Annotated in this window: 13 protein-coding genes; all 13 read right to left on the bottom strand. The window is 70.0% G+C overall.

The window, feature by feature from the left end; translation table 11 throughout:
- Positions 1-429 precede the first annotated feature (429 nt).
- A complete protein-coding gene (locus JIX55_RS17325; RefSeq protein ID WP_257564229.1) occupies positions 430-609 on the bottom strand; it encodes a TMEM165/GDT1 family protein in 180 nt (59 codons plus the stop codon).
- Positions 609-1,388 carry a phosphate ABC transporter ATP-binding protein PstB gene (pstB, locus tag JIX55_RS17320; protein WP_257564228.1) on the bottom strand — a complete coding sequence of 260 codons (780 nt, stop codon included), beginning with the start codon at positions 1,386-1,388 and terminating at the stop codon, positions 609-611. The genes JIX55_RS17325 and pstB overlap by 1 nt, the downstream gene beginning before the upstream one ends.
- Positions 1,389-1,545: 157 nt before the next feature.
- On the bottom strand, positions 1,546-2,457 hold the full coding sequence (gene pstA / locus JIX55_RS17315; RefSeq protein ID WP_257564227.1) for a phosphate ABC transporter permease PstA: 912 nt from the start codon (positions 2,455-2,457) through the stop codon (positions 1,546-1,548).
- Positions 2,457-3,407 carry a phosphate ABC transporter permease subunit PstC gene (gene pstC, locus JIX55_RS17310; protein WP_257564226.1) on the bottom strand — a complete coding sequence of 317 codons (951 nt, stop codon included), beginning with the start codon at positions 3,405-3,407 and terminating at the stop codon, positions 2,457-2,459. Before pstC ends, pstA begins: the two co-directional genes overlap by 1 nt.
- Entirely contained in the window at positions 3,404-4,336 is a 933-nt protein-coding gene (locus tag JIX55_RS17305; protein ID WP_257564225.1) for a PstS family phosphate ABC transporter substrate-binding protein, read from the bottom strand. Before JIX55_RS17305 ends, pstC begins: the two co-directional genes overlap by 4 nt.
- Positions 4,337-4,757: 421 nt before the next feature.
- The gene (locus JIX55_RS17300) at positions 4,758-5,258 is read right to left on the bottom strand and encodes a hypothetical protein (protein ID WP_257564224.1); all 501 of its coding nucleotides are present in this window, start codon (positions 5,256-5,258) and stop codon (positions 4,758-4,760) included.
- 117 nt (positions 5,259-5,375) lie between these two features.
- Complete coding sequence (locus JIX55_RS17295; RefSeq protein ID WP_257564223.1) at positions 5,376-5,537, bottom strand: hypothetical protein; 162 nt, start codon at positions 5,535-5,537, stop codon at positions 5,376-5,378.
- A 34-nt stretch (positions 5,538-5,571) separates the two neighbouring features.
- Entirely contained in the window at positions 5,572-10,272 is a 4,701-nt protein-coding gene (locus JIX55_RS50890) for a cation-translocating P-type ATPase (RefSeq protein WP_306820012.1), read from the bottom strand.
- A gap of 205 nt (positions 10,273-10,477) precedes the next feature.
- Positions 10,478-10,657: a hypothetical protein gene (locus tag JIX55_RS17280; protein ID WP_443046433.1), complete on the bottom strand. Its 180-nt coding sequence runs from the start codon at positions 10,655-10,657 to the stop codon at positions 10,478-10,480.
- Between the two features lie 1,257 nt (positions 10,658-11,914).
- Positions 11,915-12,769: an alpha/beta fold hydrolase gene (locus JIX55_RS17265; protein ID WP_257564222.1), complete on the bottom strand. Its 855-nt coding sequence runs from the start codon at positions 12,767-12,769 to the stop codon at positions 11,915-11,917.
- A 128-nt stretch (positions 12,770-12,897) separates the two neighbouring features.
- Positions 12,898-13,611: an ABC transporter ATP-binding protein gene (locus JIX55_RS17260; RefSeq protein ID WP_257564221.1), complete on the bottom strand. Its 714-nt coding sequence runs from the start codon at positions 13,609-13,611 to the stop codon at positions 12,898-12,900.
- Positions 13,608-14,423 carry an ABC transporter ATP-binding protein gene (locus JIX55_RS17255; protein ID WP_257564220.1) on the bottom strand — a complete coding sequence of 272 codons (816 nt, stop codon included), beginning with the start codon at positions 14,421-14,423 and terminating at the stop codon, positions 13,608-13,610. Before JIX55_RS17255 ends, JIX55_RS17260 begins: the two co-directional genes overlap by 4 nt.
- On the bottom strand, positions 14,420-16,447 hold the full coding sequence (locus tag JIX55_RS17250) for a branched-chain amino acid ABC transporter permease (RefSeq protein ID WP_257564219.1): 2,028 nt from the start codon (positions 16,445-16,447) through the stop codon (positions 14,420-14,422). The genes JIX55_RS17255 and JIX55_RS17250 overlap by 4 nt, the downstream gene beginning before the upstream one ends.
- Between the last annotated feature and the right edge of the window lie 94 nt (positions 16,448-16,541).

The raw sequence follows: 16,541 nt of genomic DNA, 5'->3' as shown, positions 1-16,541 counted from the left end.
CGTTGTCCCACTTGCTGGTTGCGCGACATGGGCTGCCATCCACAGCCGGACAGTCGAGTAACGAGCCGGGGTGGAGGCAGTGCAGAGACCGGCACGGCGGTGCGGGCGCGGGTAGGGCGACGTCTCTGCCGTCTCTGCTGTGGAGAGCCTGACGCTGCTCAGGAAGTGTTCCGGCGATGGCCGAGGTCAAGGAAACGGCCTGAAGAGGAAACGGCCCCGATGCGTTACTCGACCCTCTCTCGTGTGGCCGCCGCGGTATGCCTGCCGACCCTGCTCCACCAGGCGCTGGACGGCTGCAGCGAACCGGAACTGACCAGTCTGGCCGATGCCTTCGCGCACACCGCTGTTCTAGGAGCGGTCCAGCCCCTGCGTGACTGCGCCCACGCTTGGGGACGCACCGACCTGCAGTGGGCGGCCGTCCTGTCCGCACTAGCCCTGGCGGGAAACCGACCGTCCCAGGAAGACCTGTGCACTGCCATGGCCGACCCTGTAGCCGGCCCGGTAGCGGGTCGCGAGCAGCAGAACAGCCACAGCCGTCTTGTCGGGCAGTTCGGTGACGCAGGTGGCGCCGAAGGTGATGGCGACGACGGATGCATCGAACACGGGCATCAGCCGATTCGACCCGTGATGTAGTCCTCGGTCCGCTGATCGGCGGGGTTGGAGAAGATGCGTGCCGTCTCGTCGTACTCGACCAGACGGCCGTGCCGTTCACCCTCGCCTCCGATGTCCGTGGTGAAGAACGCGGTGCGATGCGAGACGCGCGCGGCCTGCTGCATGTTGTGTGTGACGACGACGATCGTGAACTCCTGGGCCAGGTGCTCCATCAGGTCCTCGATCTTCGCCGTGGCGATCGGGTCCAGGGCCGAGCAGGGCTCGTCCATCAGGATCACCTCCGGCTTGACCGCGATGGTGCGCGCGATGCACAACCGCTGCTGCTGCCCGCCCGACAGGGCCAGCGCCGAGGTCTTCAGCTTGTCCTTGACCTCGTCCCACAGCGCGGCATGGGTGAGGGTCTCCTCCACCAGGTCGTCGAGGTCGCCCTTGAAACCGCCCACTCGAGGCCCGTAGGCGATGTTGTCGTAGATCGATTTCGGGAACGGGTTGGGCTTCTGGAAGACCATGCCAATGCGCCGCCGCACCTCGATCGGGTCGACGTCCCGGCCGTAGAGGTCCTCCTCGTGGTAGCGGATCTTCCCGACCACTCGGGCCGTGGGGATGAGGTCGTTCATCCGGTTGAAGCAACGGATCACGGTGGACTTGCCGCAGCCGGACGGGCCGATCATCGCGGTGATCTGGCGGACCCCGATGGTCATGTTGACGTCGCGGACGGCCTCGTGGTCGCCGTAGAACACCGACAAGCCGCCCACCTCGAAGACCGGAGTGGTCAAGGGCGGGGCATCACGATAGGAGACCTGCGGGATCGTAGTGCCGCTGGTGGGAACGGAGGTTTCGGATGGAGAGGCTGCGGCGGGCGCCCGCGCGGACCGAAAGGCCCGCCGACGAAGGCGTTGAAGGAATGGAGGGGGCGGTGAGGTCATGGCGCGGTCACCAGCGGTGGGAGTAGCGGTTGCGGAGCCAGATGGCCAGGGAGTTCATTGCCAGCAGGATCACCAGCAGGATCACGATCGCCGCGGCGGCGAGTGAGACGAATTCGGCACGGGACTGGCTGATCCAGTTGAAGATCTGGATCGGCAGCACCGTGAACGGGCTGTCCGGGCCGGTCGGGTTGAAGGTGATGAAGGTCAGCCCGCCGAGCAGCAGCAACGGGGCTGCCTCACCGATGGCCCGGGACAGGGCGAGGATCGAGCCGGTCGCCATGCCGGGCACCGCGGCCGGGAGTACCTGGCGCCAGATGGTCTGCCACTGAGTGGCGCCCAGCGCCAGGGATGCCTCGCGGATGGACGGCGGTACGGCCCGGATCGCCTCCCGCGCTGCGATGATCACCGTGGGCAGGACCAGGAGCGACAGCGTGAGCGAGGCGGTGAGCACGGTCTGTCCGAAGCCGAGCCCGCGGGAGATGATGCCGAGCCCGAGGATGCCGTAGACGATCGACGGGACCGCCGCCAGGTTCTGGATGTTGATCTCGACCGCACGGTTCCACCAGCGTACCGGGTCGGCGTACTCCTCCAGATAGATGGCGGTGAGGAAGCCGACGGGCAGGCAGTACAGCGCGGTGAAGGCGATCACCCAGATAGTGCCCATGATCGCCGACTGGGCGCCGCCCTGTGAGGGGTCGATGATGTCGGGGAAGTTCGTCAGGATCCGGGCATCCAGCCGGGGCCATGCCGCCACCACGACGTACACGAGCAGGCAGCAGAGGAAAACCACACCGACGGCGAGTGAGGCCCACAGGCCGAGCTGGAACAACCGCTCCCGCCACGGCATGCCGTCGCCCCTGAGCCGGCGCGAGTCCGGGACGTCGGCCTCCGGTCCCTTGTCGAGGACGGTGGTGCCCATCACTCGTACACCTGCCGGTACTTGCGCACGAGGCGAATGCTGACCAGGTTCATCACCAGCGTCATGGCGAAGAGCAGGGCCCCCACCGCGAAGATCGTCTGGTAGCCGGTGGAGCCGGTCGGCAGGTCGCCGATGCCGGCCGCCGCGATGAAGGCGGTCATCGTCTGCATGCCCTCAAGGGGATCGAAGGACAGATTGGGGCGGCCACCCGCTGCGACCGCGACGATCATCGTCTCGCCGATCGCACGCGAGACGCCGAGCACGATCGCGGCGACGACGCCGGACAGCGCGGCCGGGAAGACCACCCGCGTGGAGACCTGCATACGGGACGATCCAAGCGCGAACGCACCGTCGCGCAGGTCGTTCGGTACCGCGTTCATAGCGTCCTCGGCGAGCGAGGCGACCGTCGGAATGATCATGATGCCCATGACGAAGCCCGCCGAGAGAGCGTTGAAGACCTGCGGCCCTTCGCCGCCGGGCCAGATGTCCTGCAACAGCGGAGTGACGGCCTGCAGCGCGAAGAACCCGTACACGACGGTGGGGATACCGGCGAGCACTTCCAGGATTGGCTTGAAGAACGTGCGCACCCGAGGTCGGGCGTACTCGCTCAGGTACACCGCCGCGCCCAGGCCCAGCGGCACGGCGACCAGCAGCGCGATGAGCGTGACCATCAGCGTGCCGGTGACCAGAGGCAGGACACCGAAGTGCGGCGGCTTGAACAGAGGCGACCAGTCGGTACCGGTGATGAAGTCACCGAAGTCCACCTTGCCGAAGAACTCGACCGCTGGCGGGACGAGCGCGATGACGATGCCGACGGTGGTCAGCACCGAGACCAGCGAGGCGGCCACCAGCAGCACCTTGACGGCCTGCTCCCCGTAGCGCGGCTGAGACCGCTTCAGGAAGCCGGGGGTTCCCGACACGGTCCTGTACCCGCTTCCCGCCGAGGTCATGATCCGTGCTGCTCCCGCAGTTTCTCCAGGTCCTTGTCCAACTCGGCCTGCTGCTGCTGGTTCAGTGGTACGAACTGGGCCTTCTCGGCGATCTCGGCGCTGTTCTCCACATAGAACTCGACGAACCCCTCGACCTCCGGCTTGTCCAGCGAGGACGCCTTCGGGTAGATGAACAGCGGCCGCGACAGCGGCTTGTAGCTGCCGTCCTGTACGGTCTTGGAGGTCGGCGCCACACAGCCGTCACCGTCATCGATCTTCAGGACTTTGAGCTCGTCCTTGTTCTCCTCGTAATAAGACAGGCCGAAGTAACCCATGCCGCCGTTGGAGCCGGACACCCCCTGCACGGTGACGTTGTCGTCCTCGCTCGGCGAGTAGTCGGTACGGGAGGCACCCTCCTCACCGTTGATCACATCGGTGAAGTAGTCGAACGTGCCCGAATCGGTGCCCGGGCCGAACAGTTCGAGTTCCTCGTCCGGGAACTCGGGGTCGACCTGATTCCAGTTGTCGACCTTGGAGCCGGGCTCCCAGATCTTCTTCAGCTGCTCGACTGTCAGGCATTCGGCGAAGTCGTTGTCCTTGTTCACCACGACCGACAGCCCGTCGTTCGCGACTTGGAGCTCCTCGTAGGCGATGCCGTTCTTCTCGCAGGCCGCCTTCTCATCCGGCTCGATCGGGCGCGAGGCATCGGAGATGTCGGTCTCGCCGGCGCAGAACTTCTCGAACCCGCCGCCCGTACCGGAGGTGCCCACGGTCACCCTGACCTTGGGGTTCTCCCCTTGGAACAGCTGGGCCGCGGCCGTGGACAGCGGAGCCACCGTGCTGGAACCGTCCACCCTGATGGTGCCGGACAGGTCGCCCTCGACGCCACCGTCGCTGGATCCACTGGCGGAACCACCGCACGCACTCGCAGTCAGCAGTACAGCACTCACCAAGGCCACAGGGGCAGCGGATCTCCACAACGAAGTCTGAATGTTCAAAGGACTCTCGATTCTCGCGTCAGCTCCTCTCCCATCACTATGAGCGATCTATATAAAACCCACCATTTACGACAAATTGAGTTCCGTCCCAGCCGGAACGCATCGACGGCGATGACCTGCGCCTGGTCCGGATCGACCAGGGCGCGCGTCGGGTGTGCCAGGCGGGCCCGGTCTTGCCCAGCCAAGTGCTGATGCTGCTCCCAAAAACGACTCCGGCATCCGTCCACCCATACCTCCAACGCTCAATGACTTGTCCTGACGCTTGATCCGCCCCGAGACAGACGCCCTGCTCCTTCCTCACGTACGGAACGTCGGTGGGATCCGAACGCTGCGGACAGTGTTCGGATCCACCGGCGTTCAGGGTGCGGACGTGTCATGACATCGCTGCCTGTACGGGCCTCCCGGGCTCCGTCCGCTCGGTGGCCTGTCGGGCCTGTTCACGGTCGGCGCGTTCCCGCTCGCCGCGCTCGTGTTCGGCGCGCTGCCGTGCGGCCTGCTCTCGGGTGATCACCTCGGTGGCGGCGCCGAGGGCTATCGCGATCGGCCACTCGACGGCCTCAACCACGGCCATGGCGCCGAGGAGGCCGTGGAAGGCCAGCTTGGGGGGCGAGGGAAGCAGCGAGGTCGTCGCGGATGTGGCCGCGCGCGCGTTGCGGAACGCGTCGCCCGGGGTCACGTAGGGGACGGGAACACGGGGGTGCGCGGTGTGCAGGTGCAGCACCTTGCGGCGCGCTCGCGTCTCCTGGCCGCGGCCCTCCTCCTCGCGGCGCTCGGCAGTTGGCTGCTGATCCTCCTGGGTGTGGGTTTCCTCGGCCTGGGGCTGGATTGGCTGCTGTTCCTGCTGGGATTGTGGCTGAGTGTCTGTCGGCATCATCTCCGCCCTCCCGTGCGCGCTGGGAAGTGTGGTCGGTTCCCCGACCCGTCCTCCGCCCCTAATCATCAATACCGGCAAATAAGTTCAGATCGTGCGGTGTTCAATCGGCGTGTGCGGTCAGGCGTAGGCCGTCACCGGGCGCCCGCTTGCAACGAACGTCTTCCAGAGCTGCATGAACAGCCGTACCAGGGCGGCCTCGATCAGGCCGATCGCGACCTGGGTCAGGATCGTGGTGAGGATGTGCGGCACGATGAGCCGCCTTTCGTGAGCGGTGTGCATGGTGCTGATGACCGCTCCTTTGTCCGGTCCGATGTCATCCGAGAGGCTGCACACGGGTGGCCTGCGGGTGAACCTTCACCGACGCACCGGCGGCGAGCCGTACCACGGCGGGCACCAGGACCGACCCCGCCGCCGAAGCCAGCGCGATCGTCCAGCCCGCGGGGCCCAGGGGCCGGTTGCCGAAGAAGTGGCTGAGCCCCGGAACGGTCACTACTACACCCAGCACCACCAGGGACCCCACCGCGGCCGCGAAGACCACCCGATCGCGGCCCGCGTCCTGCAGCGTCTGCAGCAGCTGGGAGGAAACCAGGGCGACCAGGGCGACCGTGTCGGCGTGCGCCCGGGTGCCGGTCGCCCGGGCCAGGACCCACGCGACGGTGGCGGCGGCCGCGGTGACGGTGGCGCGCAGCTGGAGGTGGCGGGTCAGGGCCTTGCCGAGCGAGACTTCGGGTCCCTCCGCGAGCAGCCGCTCGGCGTGGTCGGCGGGCGGCCGGGCGGCGATGGCCATGGCGGGCAACATGTCGGTGAGCAGGTTGACCAGCAACAGCTGGCGTGCGTTCAGCGCGCTGCGCCCGGTGAGCAGGGTGGTCGCCAGGACGAAGGCGATCTCGCCCAGGTTGCCGCCGAGCAGGATGCCCAGCGCCTTGCGCACCGAGGCCCACATGGCCCGGCCCTCGACGAAGGCGTCCACGATCGTCTCGATGCGGTCGTCGGTGACCACCACGTCGGCGGCGGAGCGGGCCGCAGGCGTGGCCCGCGAGCCGAGGGCGATGCCGACGTCGGCGATCCGGATCGCGGGCGCGTCGTTGGCGCCGTCACCAGTGACGGCGACGGTCCGGCCTGCCGCGCGCAGCGCCGTGACGATCCGGACCTTGTGCGCCGGAGTGACCCGGGCGAACACCGTGACGTCCGGCAGCGTCCGGGCAAGCGCGGCGTCGTCCAGGGCATCCAGCTCCGCCCCGGTCATCAGCCGCGGCTCCTCCTCGGGCCGCAGCTCCCTGGCGATCGCGGCGGCCGTGCTGGGATGGTCCCCGGTGAGCATGACGATGCACACTCCGGCCCGCGTCAGCCGGTCCACGCTCTCGGCGGCGGTGGCCCGCACCGGGTCGGCGAGGCCCAGCAGGCCCAGCAGACACAGCCCGTCGACACTCTCGTCATCGAGGTCCCTCGCAGCGCCGGGCGCCCGCGCGGGCGCGACCCGCTCGGCGACCGCGAGGACCCTCAGGCCGCGCCGGGCAAGCCGGTCGGTCTCCGCCTCGGTCTCCGCCTCGGTCTCCGCCTGCCGCCCTGCGTCGAACGGCTCGGTGGTCTCACCCCGGCGGATACGGTCGCAGCGGGCCAGTACGACCTCCGGGGCGCCCTTGACGGCAACCCGCGCCTCGTCATCGACCCGTCCCAGCACGGCGTGGTAGCCACGTCCCGGCTCGAACGGCAGCTCCGCCAGCTGCTCCCAGGTATCCGAGCCGAGCCCGGCCGCCCGGGCCGGGGCGACACCGAGCAGCTCGGCCCCGCCCGCGATGGCCCGGTCGGTGGGATGGGCGAGCGACGCGGCCGGCCCCTGCGGACCCGCAAGCGCCGCCGTGGCCAGGACCCGGCGCAGCGCCGGGGTGAGCCGGTCAGGCGGACGGCGCTCCAGCCCGTCGGAGACCTGCTGCAGGCTGATCCGGCCTTCGGTGAGCGTGCCGGTCTTGTCGAAGCACAGCACGTCGGTGCGGCCCAGCGCCTCGATGGTGGAGGCGCTGCGGACGAGGGTGTCGCGAGTGGACAGCCGACGGGCGGCGGCCAGCTCCGCGACCGTGGCGATGAACGGCAACCCCTCGGGCACGGCCGCGACGCACAGGCTGATCGCGGACCCCAGCGCGGCGCCCAGCGGCCGTCGGCGCAGCAGGTCGACAGCGAACAGGACGACACCCGCCGCAACGGACATCGGCAGGAACCACCGGCCCAGCGCCTTCAGCCGCCGCTCCACACCGCTCTCCGGCCGCCCGCCCTCCGGGACCGCCTCGGCCGCGCTGCCCGCCTCGGTGGCCGTCCCCGTGGCGACAACCACGGCCAGCGCCTCGCCGGCCGCCACCGTCGTCCCCTCGTAGAGCATGGAGGTCCGGTCCGCGACCGTCCGGGCCGCGGTCGGTGCGGCGCTCTTCACGACCGGCAGCGACTCACCGGTCAGGCTGGACTCGTCGACCTCCAGGCCCTGCGCCCGCACCACCCGGCAGTCCGCCGGAACCGCGTCCCCGGCCCGCAGCTCGATCACATCGCCGCGCACCAGGTGTTCGCCGGCCGCCCAGGCCGCCTCCGCCCGGTCGGGCCGGCGTACCCGAACCCGCGCCGAGGTGGCCTCGACCAGCCGATCCGCCTCCCGCTCGGCCTTCTGCTGCTGCACGCCGCCGACGAGCGCGTCCACGCCGAGCACCCCGCCGATGAGCACGGCGTCCAGCACGGAGCCGAGCGCCGCCGAGATACCGCCGCCGATCGCGAGGATGGGGGTGAGCGGATTGGCCAACTCCTCCGCGACCCGGCCGACCAGAGTGATGGCGCCGTCGTGCCGGTCATGGCCCGCGAACTGTCGGCGCCGGACAGCCTCGGCCTCGTCCAGCCCCCGGGACGACGAACCGAGCCGGGCCATCACCTGCCGTACCGTCATGGCGTGCCAGGGCGTACCCTCGACCGCGGCCGGGACCGGACGCCCATGCAACCGCCACCCCGCCCAGAAACCCGCCGCGATCCCGGCGATGGTCACCGCGTCGGTCACCAAACGGGCCCGCACCCAGGCCCGCGGGCGGGGCACCAGCAGAGCCAGGGCCGAACCCGCCACAGCGCCGCCGACCTCCAGCCGGGAGCACAGCCGGCTGATCCGCCGGGCCTCCGGCAGCGCGGTGAGAAGCAGGTGGAGGACATCGGGCGGGGCGGCGACATCGGCGTCCCACGGCACGTGCCGTGGGACGGTGACCACTCCGATGCCCAGGTCCGCTCGGACCAGGGCGCGCCGGGTCCGCGCCGAGACCACCGCGACGCCGTGGCCGTCCGACTGGAGGGATCGGACCAGGGCGGCTGTGCGCCGATGCCCGGTGGGCGCGGCCTCGGGAAGCCCGAACCGGCGGTGCAGCCCCGGCGGGCCGCCCACCAGCCGCACCCGGCCGCACTTCCGCGCCGCGCGCACCAAGTGGTGGGCGAGCGGATGCAGTTGCGGAACCAGGGCAGCCACGGCCAACGGCCCGCCCTCCCGCAGGACGAGCATGACCTGCGCGCCCTCCTTGACCCACTGCCGCGCCGCCGTGGCCGCCTCGGCGGGTACGACGGCGCGGTCCGCAGATCTCTCCGGGGAGCGGTCGCGGGCGGCGCCCGGCTCGGTGTCCGCGACGCTGAACGGCCGCAGCTCCCAGCCTCCGTGCCTCCGCGTCTGCAGGGGGCCGGCGCCGCGCCCGGTCCGCCACCTGGCCGGTCCACCCGACTCGATCAACTCGTGGATCCGCGCGTGCAGTTCGTCGTCGTCCGGACCGTCCTCCGGGAGACACCCACCGCCTTCCGCACCGCCGCCGTCCGACCCGGGGGCGCCAAGCGGCGTCAGGCGCGCCACGCCCTCGACCGTCCATCCGCCGTCGGCCAGCACCCGGGCGTCGAGGACCACAGTGTCGATGCGGTCCAGGCGGCGCAGCGCCTCCGGACGCAGTACCAGCGCCCCGCGGTCGGAGATGGCGCGGGCCACCGACGACGAGAACGACTCCCGGCCGAACCGAGGGCCGCGCGGCGTCCCCGCGATCAGCAGGGCCAGCCCCCGGTCATGGCTGAGCGTGCCGAGCGCCGTCAGCCCGTACGCCGCGAGGGACACCGGAGCCGCCACATTGGCGTACCGGTCGCCCGGCCCCGGCGGCAGCGTGGCGGGCCGCCCGTACCCGGGCAGCGCGTCGTGACGGTAGGTTCCCTCGTGCACGGCCAGCCGACGCGACCAGTCCGCCCACGCCCTGCGGCGGGCCTGTACCTCCGCATACCGGGCCCAGGCCACGACAGCGGCCACCGTGGCGCCCAGCGGCCGGAACGTAAACGCCGTCACCACGAGGTTCGCAACGGCGAAGCCCCGCTCCGTGGCCGTCTCACCGATCTGGCGGGCGATGCCCTCGCGCAGCGGCGGCGCGGACTCCACGAGCTGAAGCGCCGAGAGCACCACCGGCGGCAGGCCCCGCAGCCGCAACGCGTCGCCCACCGACGCCACCCCCACCCCCACCAGACCCGCGCCCAGCCGGACAGCTGCCCCGAACCGTGCCCCCGCCGCCCCCGGAAAGCCGACCGCCGGCCGCGACCGGCCGGCATCCCCGGAGCGGCGGGCACCCCCATCTTCCGACTCCCCGGCGGCGTCTGCGGCGGCGACGAGGCCCGCGACGCGCTCCAGGTCGGTCTCCGGCCCACACCCGACGTACACGCAGCCCAGCGTGCCGTTCACCTCCGCACGGCTCACCCCCCGCACCTGGCGTAGCGCGGCCTCCAGCCCGCGCGCCGCGCGCACCCGCCCGGGCCGCCCCAGACGCCGGACCTCGATCTGCACGCCCCCGGAGGTCTGCCACAGCCGAGAAGTGCGGGGGCGCAGCGGGGGCCCGATGACGGGCAGCGCCGCCGGTACGGCGGTCAGCCGCCCCACGGCGGAGCGCACCGCGGAGGACGCGGACGACAGGGTCGAGGGCAGGACGGACGCGGGCAGTACAGACCCGGAAAGTACGGAGGAGAGCCCTGGCCAGATCACGGCGCCTCCACCATCGGCCGACACGGGCGTGAGCGCGTCCCGTAGGAAAACACGACTCCCATCAGTATGCGCACGCCCCAGCCCTACCGTCCTGCTCAGCAGCATGGAATGCCCCGGACGGGCGAGTGCCCCCACCCGACGGACGGAAGAGATCGAAGGTCTGACCGCCGAGTCACCGATGGGACGGCGCCGTTCAGCCCCGCCGCTACTGGTCCGGGTCCGGCGGCCGGTCGTAGGCACTCAACAGCCCTTCGACGCGCTGGTTGTTGATGGACTGCCGGTCGTACAGGCACTTGGCGTACCGGCTCAGCAGAACCTCGACGCTGTTGCCGGCACGCTGGGCGACCTCAGCCGCATCGGCGCCCGCACACAGCCAAGTGGACAACGCCGAGTGCCGCAGATCGTACGGATGCTCTTCGCAAGGGGGGTGCTGGTAAGCGCGGGCGGCAGAGAAGTCCCGGGTCTCGTGACAGACCCGGTAAGAGGGCATCATCTCGTCGGTAAGGGACTCCGCTGTGCGTAGGTTGCGTCCTCGTGGCTGAACTGGGCGGACGTGGCTGCTGCTGTGGTACGCGTCTGACTCATCGACTTCCAGGGGCCATTGAGGGGCCACAAGGACAGGAGCACATCGACAAGCACCACACGGGACTGACGCTGATCGGCACGTCTGACCTGGGAAAACGTCAAGGATGAGCACTGATCGGCAAGGGCCGCCAAGATCCTCAAAGGACTCATAATCCGTCGGCCGTGGGTTCGAGTCCCACCCGCCCCACTGTGCAGGTCTGTGACCTGCGGAAACGTCTCAGCGGGCGTGCGGATTCGGGACTTTGGGCGAACGGACTGAATCCGCTGCTCGTGAGTTCAATGGCGTTGTGATCGGCGTTGGTTGGAACCGCTCTGACCTGCATAGACGTATCAGCCCACTGCTGGCGCAAGCTGCCGCACGTGGGCTCTGCGAGCGGGTGGACGCCGAAGTTTGGACGCTGATGGGACGCGGGTCAGCGGAAGTGGCTGCCTGGGGACCTTTGCCTACGCTGCTCTGGCCGTGGGCGGCGCGGTCGGTGCGGTGTGGTGGGCCACCGGGATACTGGGCGACTTCTGGATCACTGGGCTGCCGCCGCCGCCCGGCTGGGAGAGCGGTTCGTGAGTGAGTGATTCTGGTGTCGCCTGATGGTGGGCGCGGCCGGAATCTACTCGTACAGGCTTCCCACCCAGCCCGCCTCGCCCGACCTGGCCGAGCACCCGGACTACCCCCATCCTCGCCGTCTTCAACGAGGCCACTGGCCCGCTGCGGGCACGTGATGTCTGCGAAGCCCTCGACCGCGAACTGCTGCCCAGGAACATTGAAGGCACCCGCGCCAAGCCGAAACGCTCCGTCAAGCTCGGCATCCTCACGACCAGCCTGGGATGGATCATGCTCCGCCGAGGTCTGGTCCGCGACTATGAACCCCTCCCCACCAGCTCAGAAACCATGATCCACATCGCCTCGATCGACGACCTCGCCTGCGTCGGCGATCTCGTCGGTGGGTGCGTTGACGGGGTCGCGGCCCCGGGCGTTCAACCTGCATGAGGGGGTGCTGCCTGGCAGCCGCCCGCTCCGTAACCGTTCGCGGTCTTGGGGGCGCTGTCCCCGGAGCCGGGGTCAGCGGGCGAGGACCCGGTTCAGCCAGGCCAGCAGGTCGCTGACGATCTCCTGTTTGTTGGTCTCGTGGAACAGCTCGTGGCGGGCTGCGGGATAGATGAGATAGGCCACGTCGGTGAGGCCGGCCTCGCCGTAGCGTTCGACAAGCAGGTTGCTGAGTGAGAGTTCGGCGTTCAGCGGGTCGTGATCCCCAACCAGGATGCAGATGGGTAGATCCGCCGGGATGCCCCTGGGCCGGGCAAGTGACGCCGAGGCGATGGTGACGTCGGCCATGCCCCGGGCGTCGAGGCTGAAGCCGCACATGGGGTCGGCGAGGTAGGCGTCGACGGCTGGTTCGTCCCGGCTGAGCCAGTCGAACGGCGTGCGGCTGGGCTGGAACGCCTGGTTGAGTGCGAGCAACGGGTCTCCTCCCTCCGCGGCCTCCTGCGCCTGTGCCGCGAGCATGACGTCGACCGCAGTAGTACCGGCGAGGGCGAGAGCGTCGATCAGGTGGGAGTGGTCCAGGACGTACTGCTGCGAGGCGAAGGAACCGAGGCTGTGTCCGAGCAGCACCAGGGGCAGGCCTGGGTGCTGCTCGCGGACGGTCTCCGAGAGGGTGACCATGTCACCGACGAGTCGGTTCCAGCCGTCGTCCCCGAGATGACCGGGCTCGGCGTGCCTGCTCAGCCCGTGTCCGCGGTGATCGTTGGCATAGACGGCGTAGCCCTCAGCGGTCAGTGCTGCCGCGAGTGGGGCATAACGGCCGGCGTGCTCTCCCATGCCGTGGGCGATCTGGACGACGGCTCGCGGTGGGGTGTCCGGCTTCCATTCGTGCACGTGGATCTGGACGCCGTCTTTGCTGTCGAAGGTGAACATCGGACTCCTTGTCTTGGGTACGCGGGCAGCCCTGAGCGTCCGGCCGAGTCGTAAGGGCGGGGCCGGCACCCGATCGGTTCGAGCTCACGGTGGTTGTGGTGTACGGCGCTTGTGGCCGCCGGGCCGGGTCAGACGTGTTGCTCGCCGAGGTAGCCGGCGATGATCCGGGACTGATCGGCCCGGAGTTCCCGGGCCGTGGCGTGCGCGGTGATCTCGCCGTGGGAGAGGACGTAGCCGCTGTCGGCTATCTCGAGGGCGAGGCCGACGTGCTGTTCGACGAGCAGTACCCCGCAGCCGGTGTCGTCGGCATAGCGCCTGACGATGGGCAGCAACTCCTCGACGATGATGGGTGCCAGGCCGAGGCTGAGCTCGTCGAGCAGGAGCAGCTTGGGGCCGCGGGCCAGGGCTCGTCCCATGGCGAGCATCTGCTGCTCGCCACCGGAGAGCAGTCCTGCCTTGCGGTCCTGGAGGCGGGACAGGGCGGGGAAGTAACGGTGGGCGGCCGCCTGGTCGAGGCGCTCGCCCCGGTGACCGAGGCGCAGGTGTTCCGCTACCGTGAGGCCGGAGAAGATGCCTCGTCCTTCCGGAACGTGGGCGATGCCGAGGCGGGCGCGGGGCGCTGCCGGGATCCTGCCGAGCTCGGTTCCGTTGAAGGTGATCGTGCCGGCAAGGGGGCGCAGCAGCGCGGAGACTGCCTTGAGCGTGGTGGTCTTCCCCGCTCCGTTGGCCCCGAGGAGGGCGACGACCTCTCCCGCGCCCACTTCGAGGTCGATCCCGCGGATGACAGCGGCTCCGTCGTATCCGGCAGTGAGTCCGGCCACCTCCAGGACTGGGGTGTTCATGGTGTCTCCGGTGTGCTGGTGAGGGCCTTGGCGGAGCCACCGGTTGGGGTGTCGGACGCGGTGGCGGGCTGGACGGTGGATGCCCCGAGGTAGGCGGTGACGACGGCGGGGTCGGTTCGGACCTGTGCCGGTGTCCCGGAGGCGATCACCTTGCCGAACTCCAGGACGACGACGTGGTCGCAGATGCCCATCACGAGGCTCATGTCGTGATCGATGAGGAGCAGCGCGGTGCCGGCTTCAGCGACCGTGCGTAGTCTGCGTCCGAGTTCGGCGCTCTCCGTTGTGTCCAGGCCGGCCGCGGGTTCGTCGAGACAGATGATGCGGGGCCGGGCTGCCAAGGCCCGCGCCACACCGACGAGTTTGCGTCTGCCCTGGGACAGTTCGTGTGCCGAAGCCTCGGCCAGGTCCTCGAGTCCCAGGGCCGTAAGGGCCTCGGGGACAGCGGGGTTCGGGGAGGGGCGGCGGCCGAAGGTCTCGCCGAGCGCGGTCCACCACGTCGAAGGGTCCGCCGTGACCTGGAGGTTCTCCGCGACCGTGAGGTCTTCGAAGAGTTCGCTGCTCTGGAAGGTGCGGGCGAGTCCTCGGCGGGCTCGTATATGGGGCGGCCGTCCGGTCAGGTCCTTGCCATCCAGTTCCACCCTTCCCCGGGAGGCGACGAGGCCGGTGACCGCGTCCACGAAGGTGGTCTTGCCGGCCCCGTTGGGGCCGATGAGCCCCACGAGTTGGCCCTCGCCGACCTCCAGGGAGACATCGCTGAGCGCGTGGACGCCGCCGTAGCTGACGCCCAGCTGCTGGACAGAGAGCACGTTCACGGTGCGACCTCCTTGGCGTCGGCAGCGGTACGGCCGAGGTGGATCTGGAGGGAGCCGACGGCGGACGCGCTGTCGGCCGGTGGTCCCGTCGTGGCCGCCGCGCGTCTCGCCCTCTTCGCCGTCCTCCGGCGGTGGGCGGCGCCCGCGATGCCGTCGGGGTTGGCGATCAGCGTCACGATCAGGGAGACGCCGCCGAAGAGCAGGGCCCAGGTCCCCTTGATCCCGAACCACTTGTCCAGCGCGTGGGGCAGCAGCGCCTCGGTGGACATCAGCCCCGCGATCACGGCTCCGGACACCATGGTGATGCCGCCGATGTAGGCAAAACCGATCAGGCCGAGGGCCGCCAGCGCGGTGAACCGGGCGGCGCTGACCGAGCCGAAGTTGTAGCCGTAGAGGGTGCCGGCGGCGCTGGCGATGAAGGAACTGATCGCGAACGCGGCGATCTTCACGGCCCGCACGTCGACACCGGCTGCTGCGGCGGCGCGCTCGTTGGAGCGGACGGCGAGCATCCGCCGGCCGAGTCCGGTGCGCCTGAGATGGGCGACGTACAGTCCGAGGGCGACCGTGACGGCCAGGACGAGGAAGCCGAACATGGGGCTGGGTTCGTTGCCGTCCAGGCCGCGGAAGTCCGCTTTCGGTCCGAGGTCGATCCCGAACAGGCGCGGCGGGGGTACGGACACTCCGGCCGTTCCGCCGAACGAGGTGTTGTTGAACAGCGCCTGTTCCATGGCCAGGGCCGCGGCCAGGGTGACGACGGCCAGGCTCACACCCCGCACCCGCAGGGCGGAGACGCCCGCGGCCACTCCGAGCAGTGTGGCCAGCACCATCGCGCCGAGGGCGGAGAACGGGAACGGGATCCCCAGCCCGACCGAGAGGTGGGAGAGGACGAAGCCTGCCGTTCCGGAGAGCGCGAGCTGCATCACGGAGATCTGGCCCACGTAGCCGGTGATGACGACGTAGGACAGGACGATGACCATGCCGATCATCGAGTTCGTGAGTGCCTGGCGGAAGTCGAACGGGAGCACTATCAGTGCGGCGGCGGCGACCGCGGCGGCCATCAAGGCGGGACGTAGCAGCCGCTCGGGCAGGGGCACCGCGGGCAGCCGCTGTTCGACGAGTTCACCGCGGCGCGGCAGACCGGCGCCGCGCACGTACAGGGCGACGACCATCAGTGCGAAGACGAGGAGCTGCTGGAGGCCGGGCATGGCGTTGCCGTTGTCGGTCGGGAACCAGCTCTGCGTGGACAGGTAGTACACGATCGACTGGAGCACTCCGATGAGGATGCCCGTGGTGCAGGCGATCCACAGCGAGGTGAACCCGGCGAAGAGGGCGGCGGCCAGGGCGGGGACCACCTGCAGGGGGAGCGTCATGGAGTCGACCTGCACGATGGGCGCGGCCAGGACACCGAGCAGCCCGGCGACCAGGGCGGCCACGAGTGTGTTGGCCATCGAGACGCTGTTGGGCGACAGGCCTGCAAGAAGAGCGGCCTGTTCGTTCTCCGAGGCCGCGCGGGTGGCCAGGCCGAAGCGGCTCCACCGGTACAGGGACCCGAGGACCAGGGCGATCACGACGACCAGTCCGGCCAGGACGAAGCGGTCGGAGGGTGTGGTGACGCCCAGCATGGTGACGGTGCCGGCCGGAAGGATGCTCGGTGCCTGCTGCGGCTGTACCCCGAAGACCAGGAGCACGGTGGCCTGCAGTGTGAGCAGGATACCGAGGGAGGCCGCGAGTTTGGCCAGGGGCGAGACGGTGCGCAGCGGCTTGAAGACCGCCACCTCCGTCAGAACTCCGACGGCGAGCGCGACTGCGAGGGCTCCGGCGAGAGCGGGCCCGACGGGCAGCGTGAACCCGAAGAAGCCGGTGGTCAGGGCCCAGAAGGCATAGGCCGAGGCCATGGCGACTGCGCCGGTGGACAGGTTGATGATGCCCGAGCCCCGGTAGGTGACCACCACGCCGAGCGCGATGCCGGCGATCAGTGCCCCCTGGCCGAGGCCGAGCACGGCGAAGAGCAGGATCTGTTCCAATTCATGACTCCTGTCATGAGTCCGCACATCCGCGAGTCCGCGCTGCTGAGGCTGCGTCCCGCGAGGGCTGCAGCCTCAGCGGCGGCGGGGCGGG

The sequence above is a fragment of the Streptomyces sp. DSM 40750 genome (genome assembly GCF_024612035.1).
Taxonomy (GTDB): Bacteria; Actinomycetota; Actinomycetes; order Streptomycetales; family Streptomycetaceae; genus Streptomyces.
The sequence above is the reverse complement of the archived record's forward strand: the minus strand, read 5'-3'. Positions and strand labels throughout refer to the sequence as shown.

What these genes read in the sequence shown, in the direction of transcription:
- JIX55_RS17265 (WP_257564222.1), bottom strand. Translation starts at nt 12,769, where the DNA reads ATGTTCACCTTCGACAGCAAAGACGGCGTCCAGATCCACGTGCACGAA.
- pstA (WP_257564227.1), bottom strand. Translation starts at nt 2,457, where the DNA reads ATGGGCACCACCGTCCTCGACAAGGGACCGGAGGCCGACGTCCCGGAC.
- JIX55_RS17300 (WP_257564224.1), bottom strand. Translation starts at nt 5,258, where the DNA reads ATGATGCCGACAGACACTCAGCCACAATCCCAGCAGGAACAGCAGCCA.
- pstC (WP_257564226.1), bottom strand. Translation starts at nt 3,407, where the DNA reads ATGACCTCGGCGGGAAGCGGGTACAGGACCGTGTCGGGAACCCCCGGC.
- JIX55_RS17260 (WP_257564221.1), bottom strand. Translation starts at nt 13,611, where the DNA reads ATGAACACCCCAGTCCTGGAGGTGGCCGGACTCACTGCCGGATACGAC.
- JIX55_RS17325 (WP_257564229.1), bottom strand. Translation starts at nt 609, where the DNA reads ATGCCCGTGTTCGATGCATCCGTCGTCGCCATCACCTTCGGCGCCACC.
- JIX55_RS17295 (WP_257564223.1), bottom strand. Translation starts at nt 5,537, where the DNA reads ATGCACACCGCTCACGAAAGGCGGCTCATCGTGCCGCACATCCTCACC.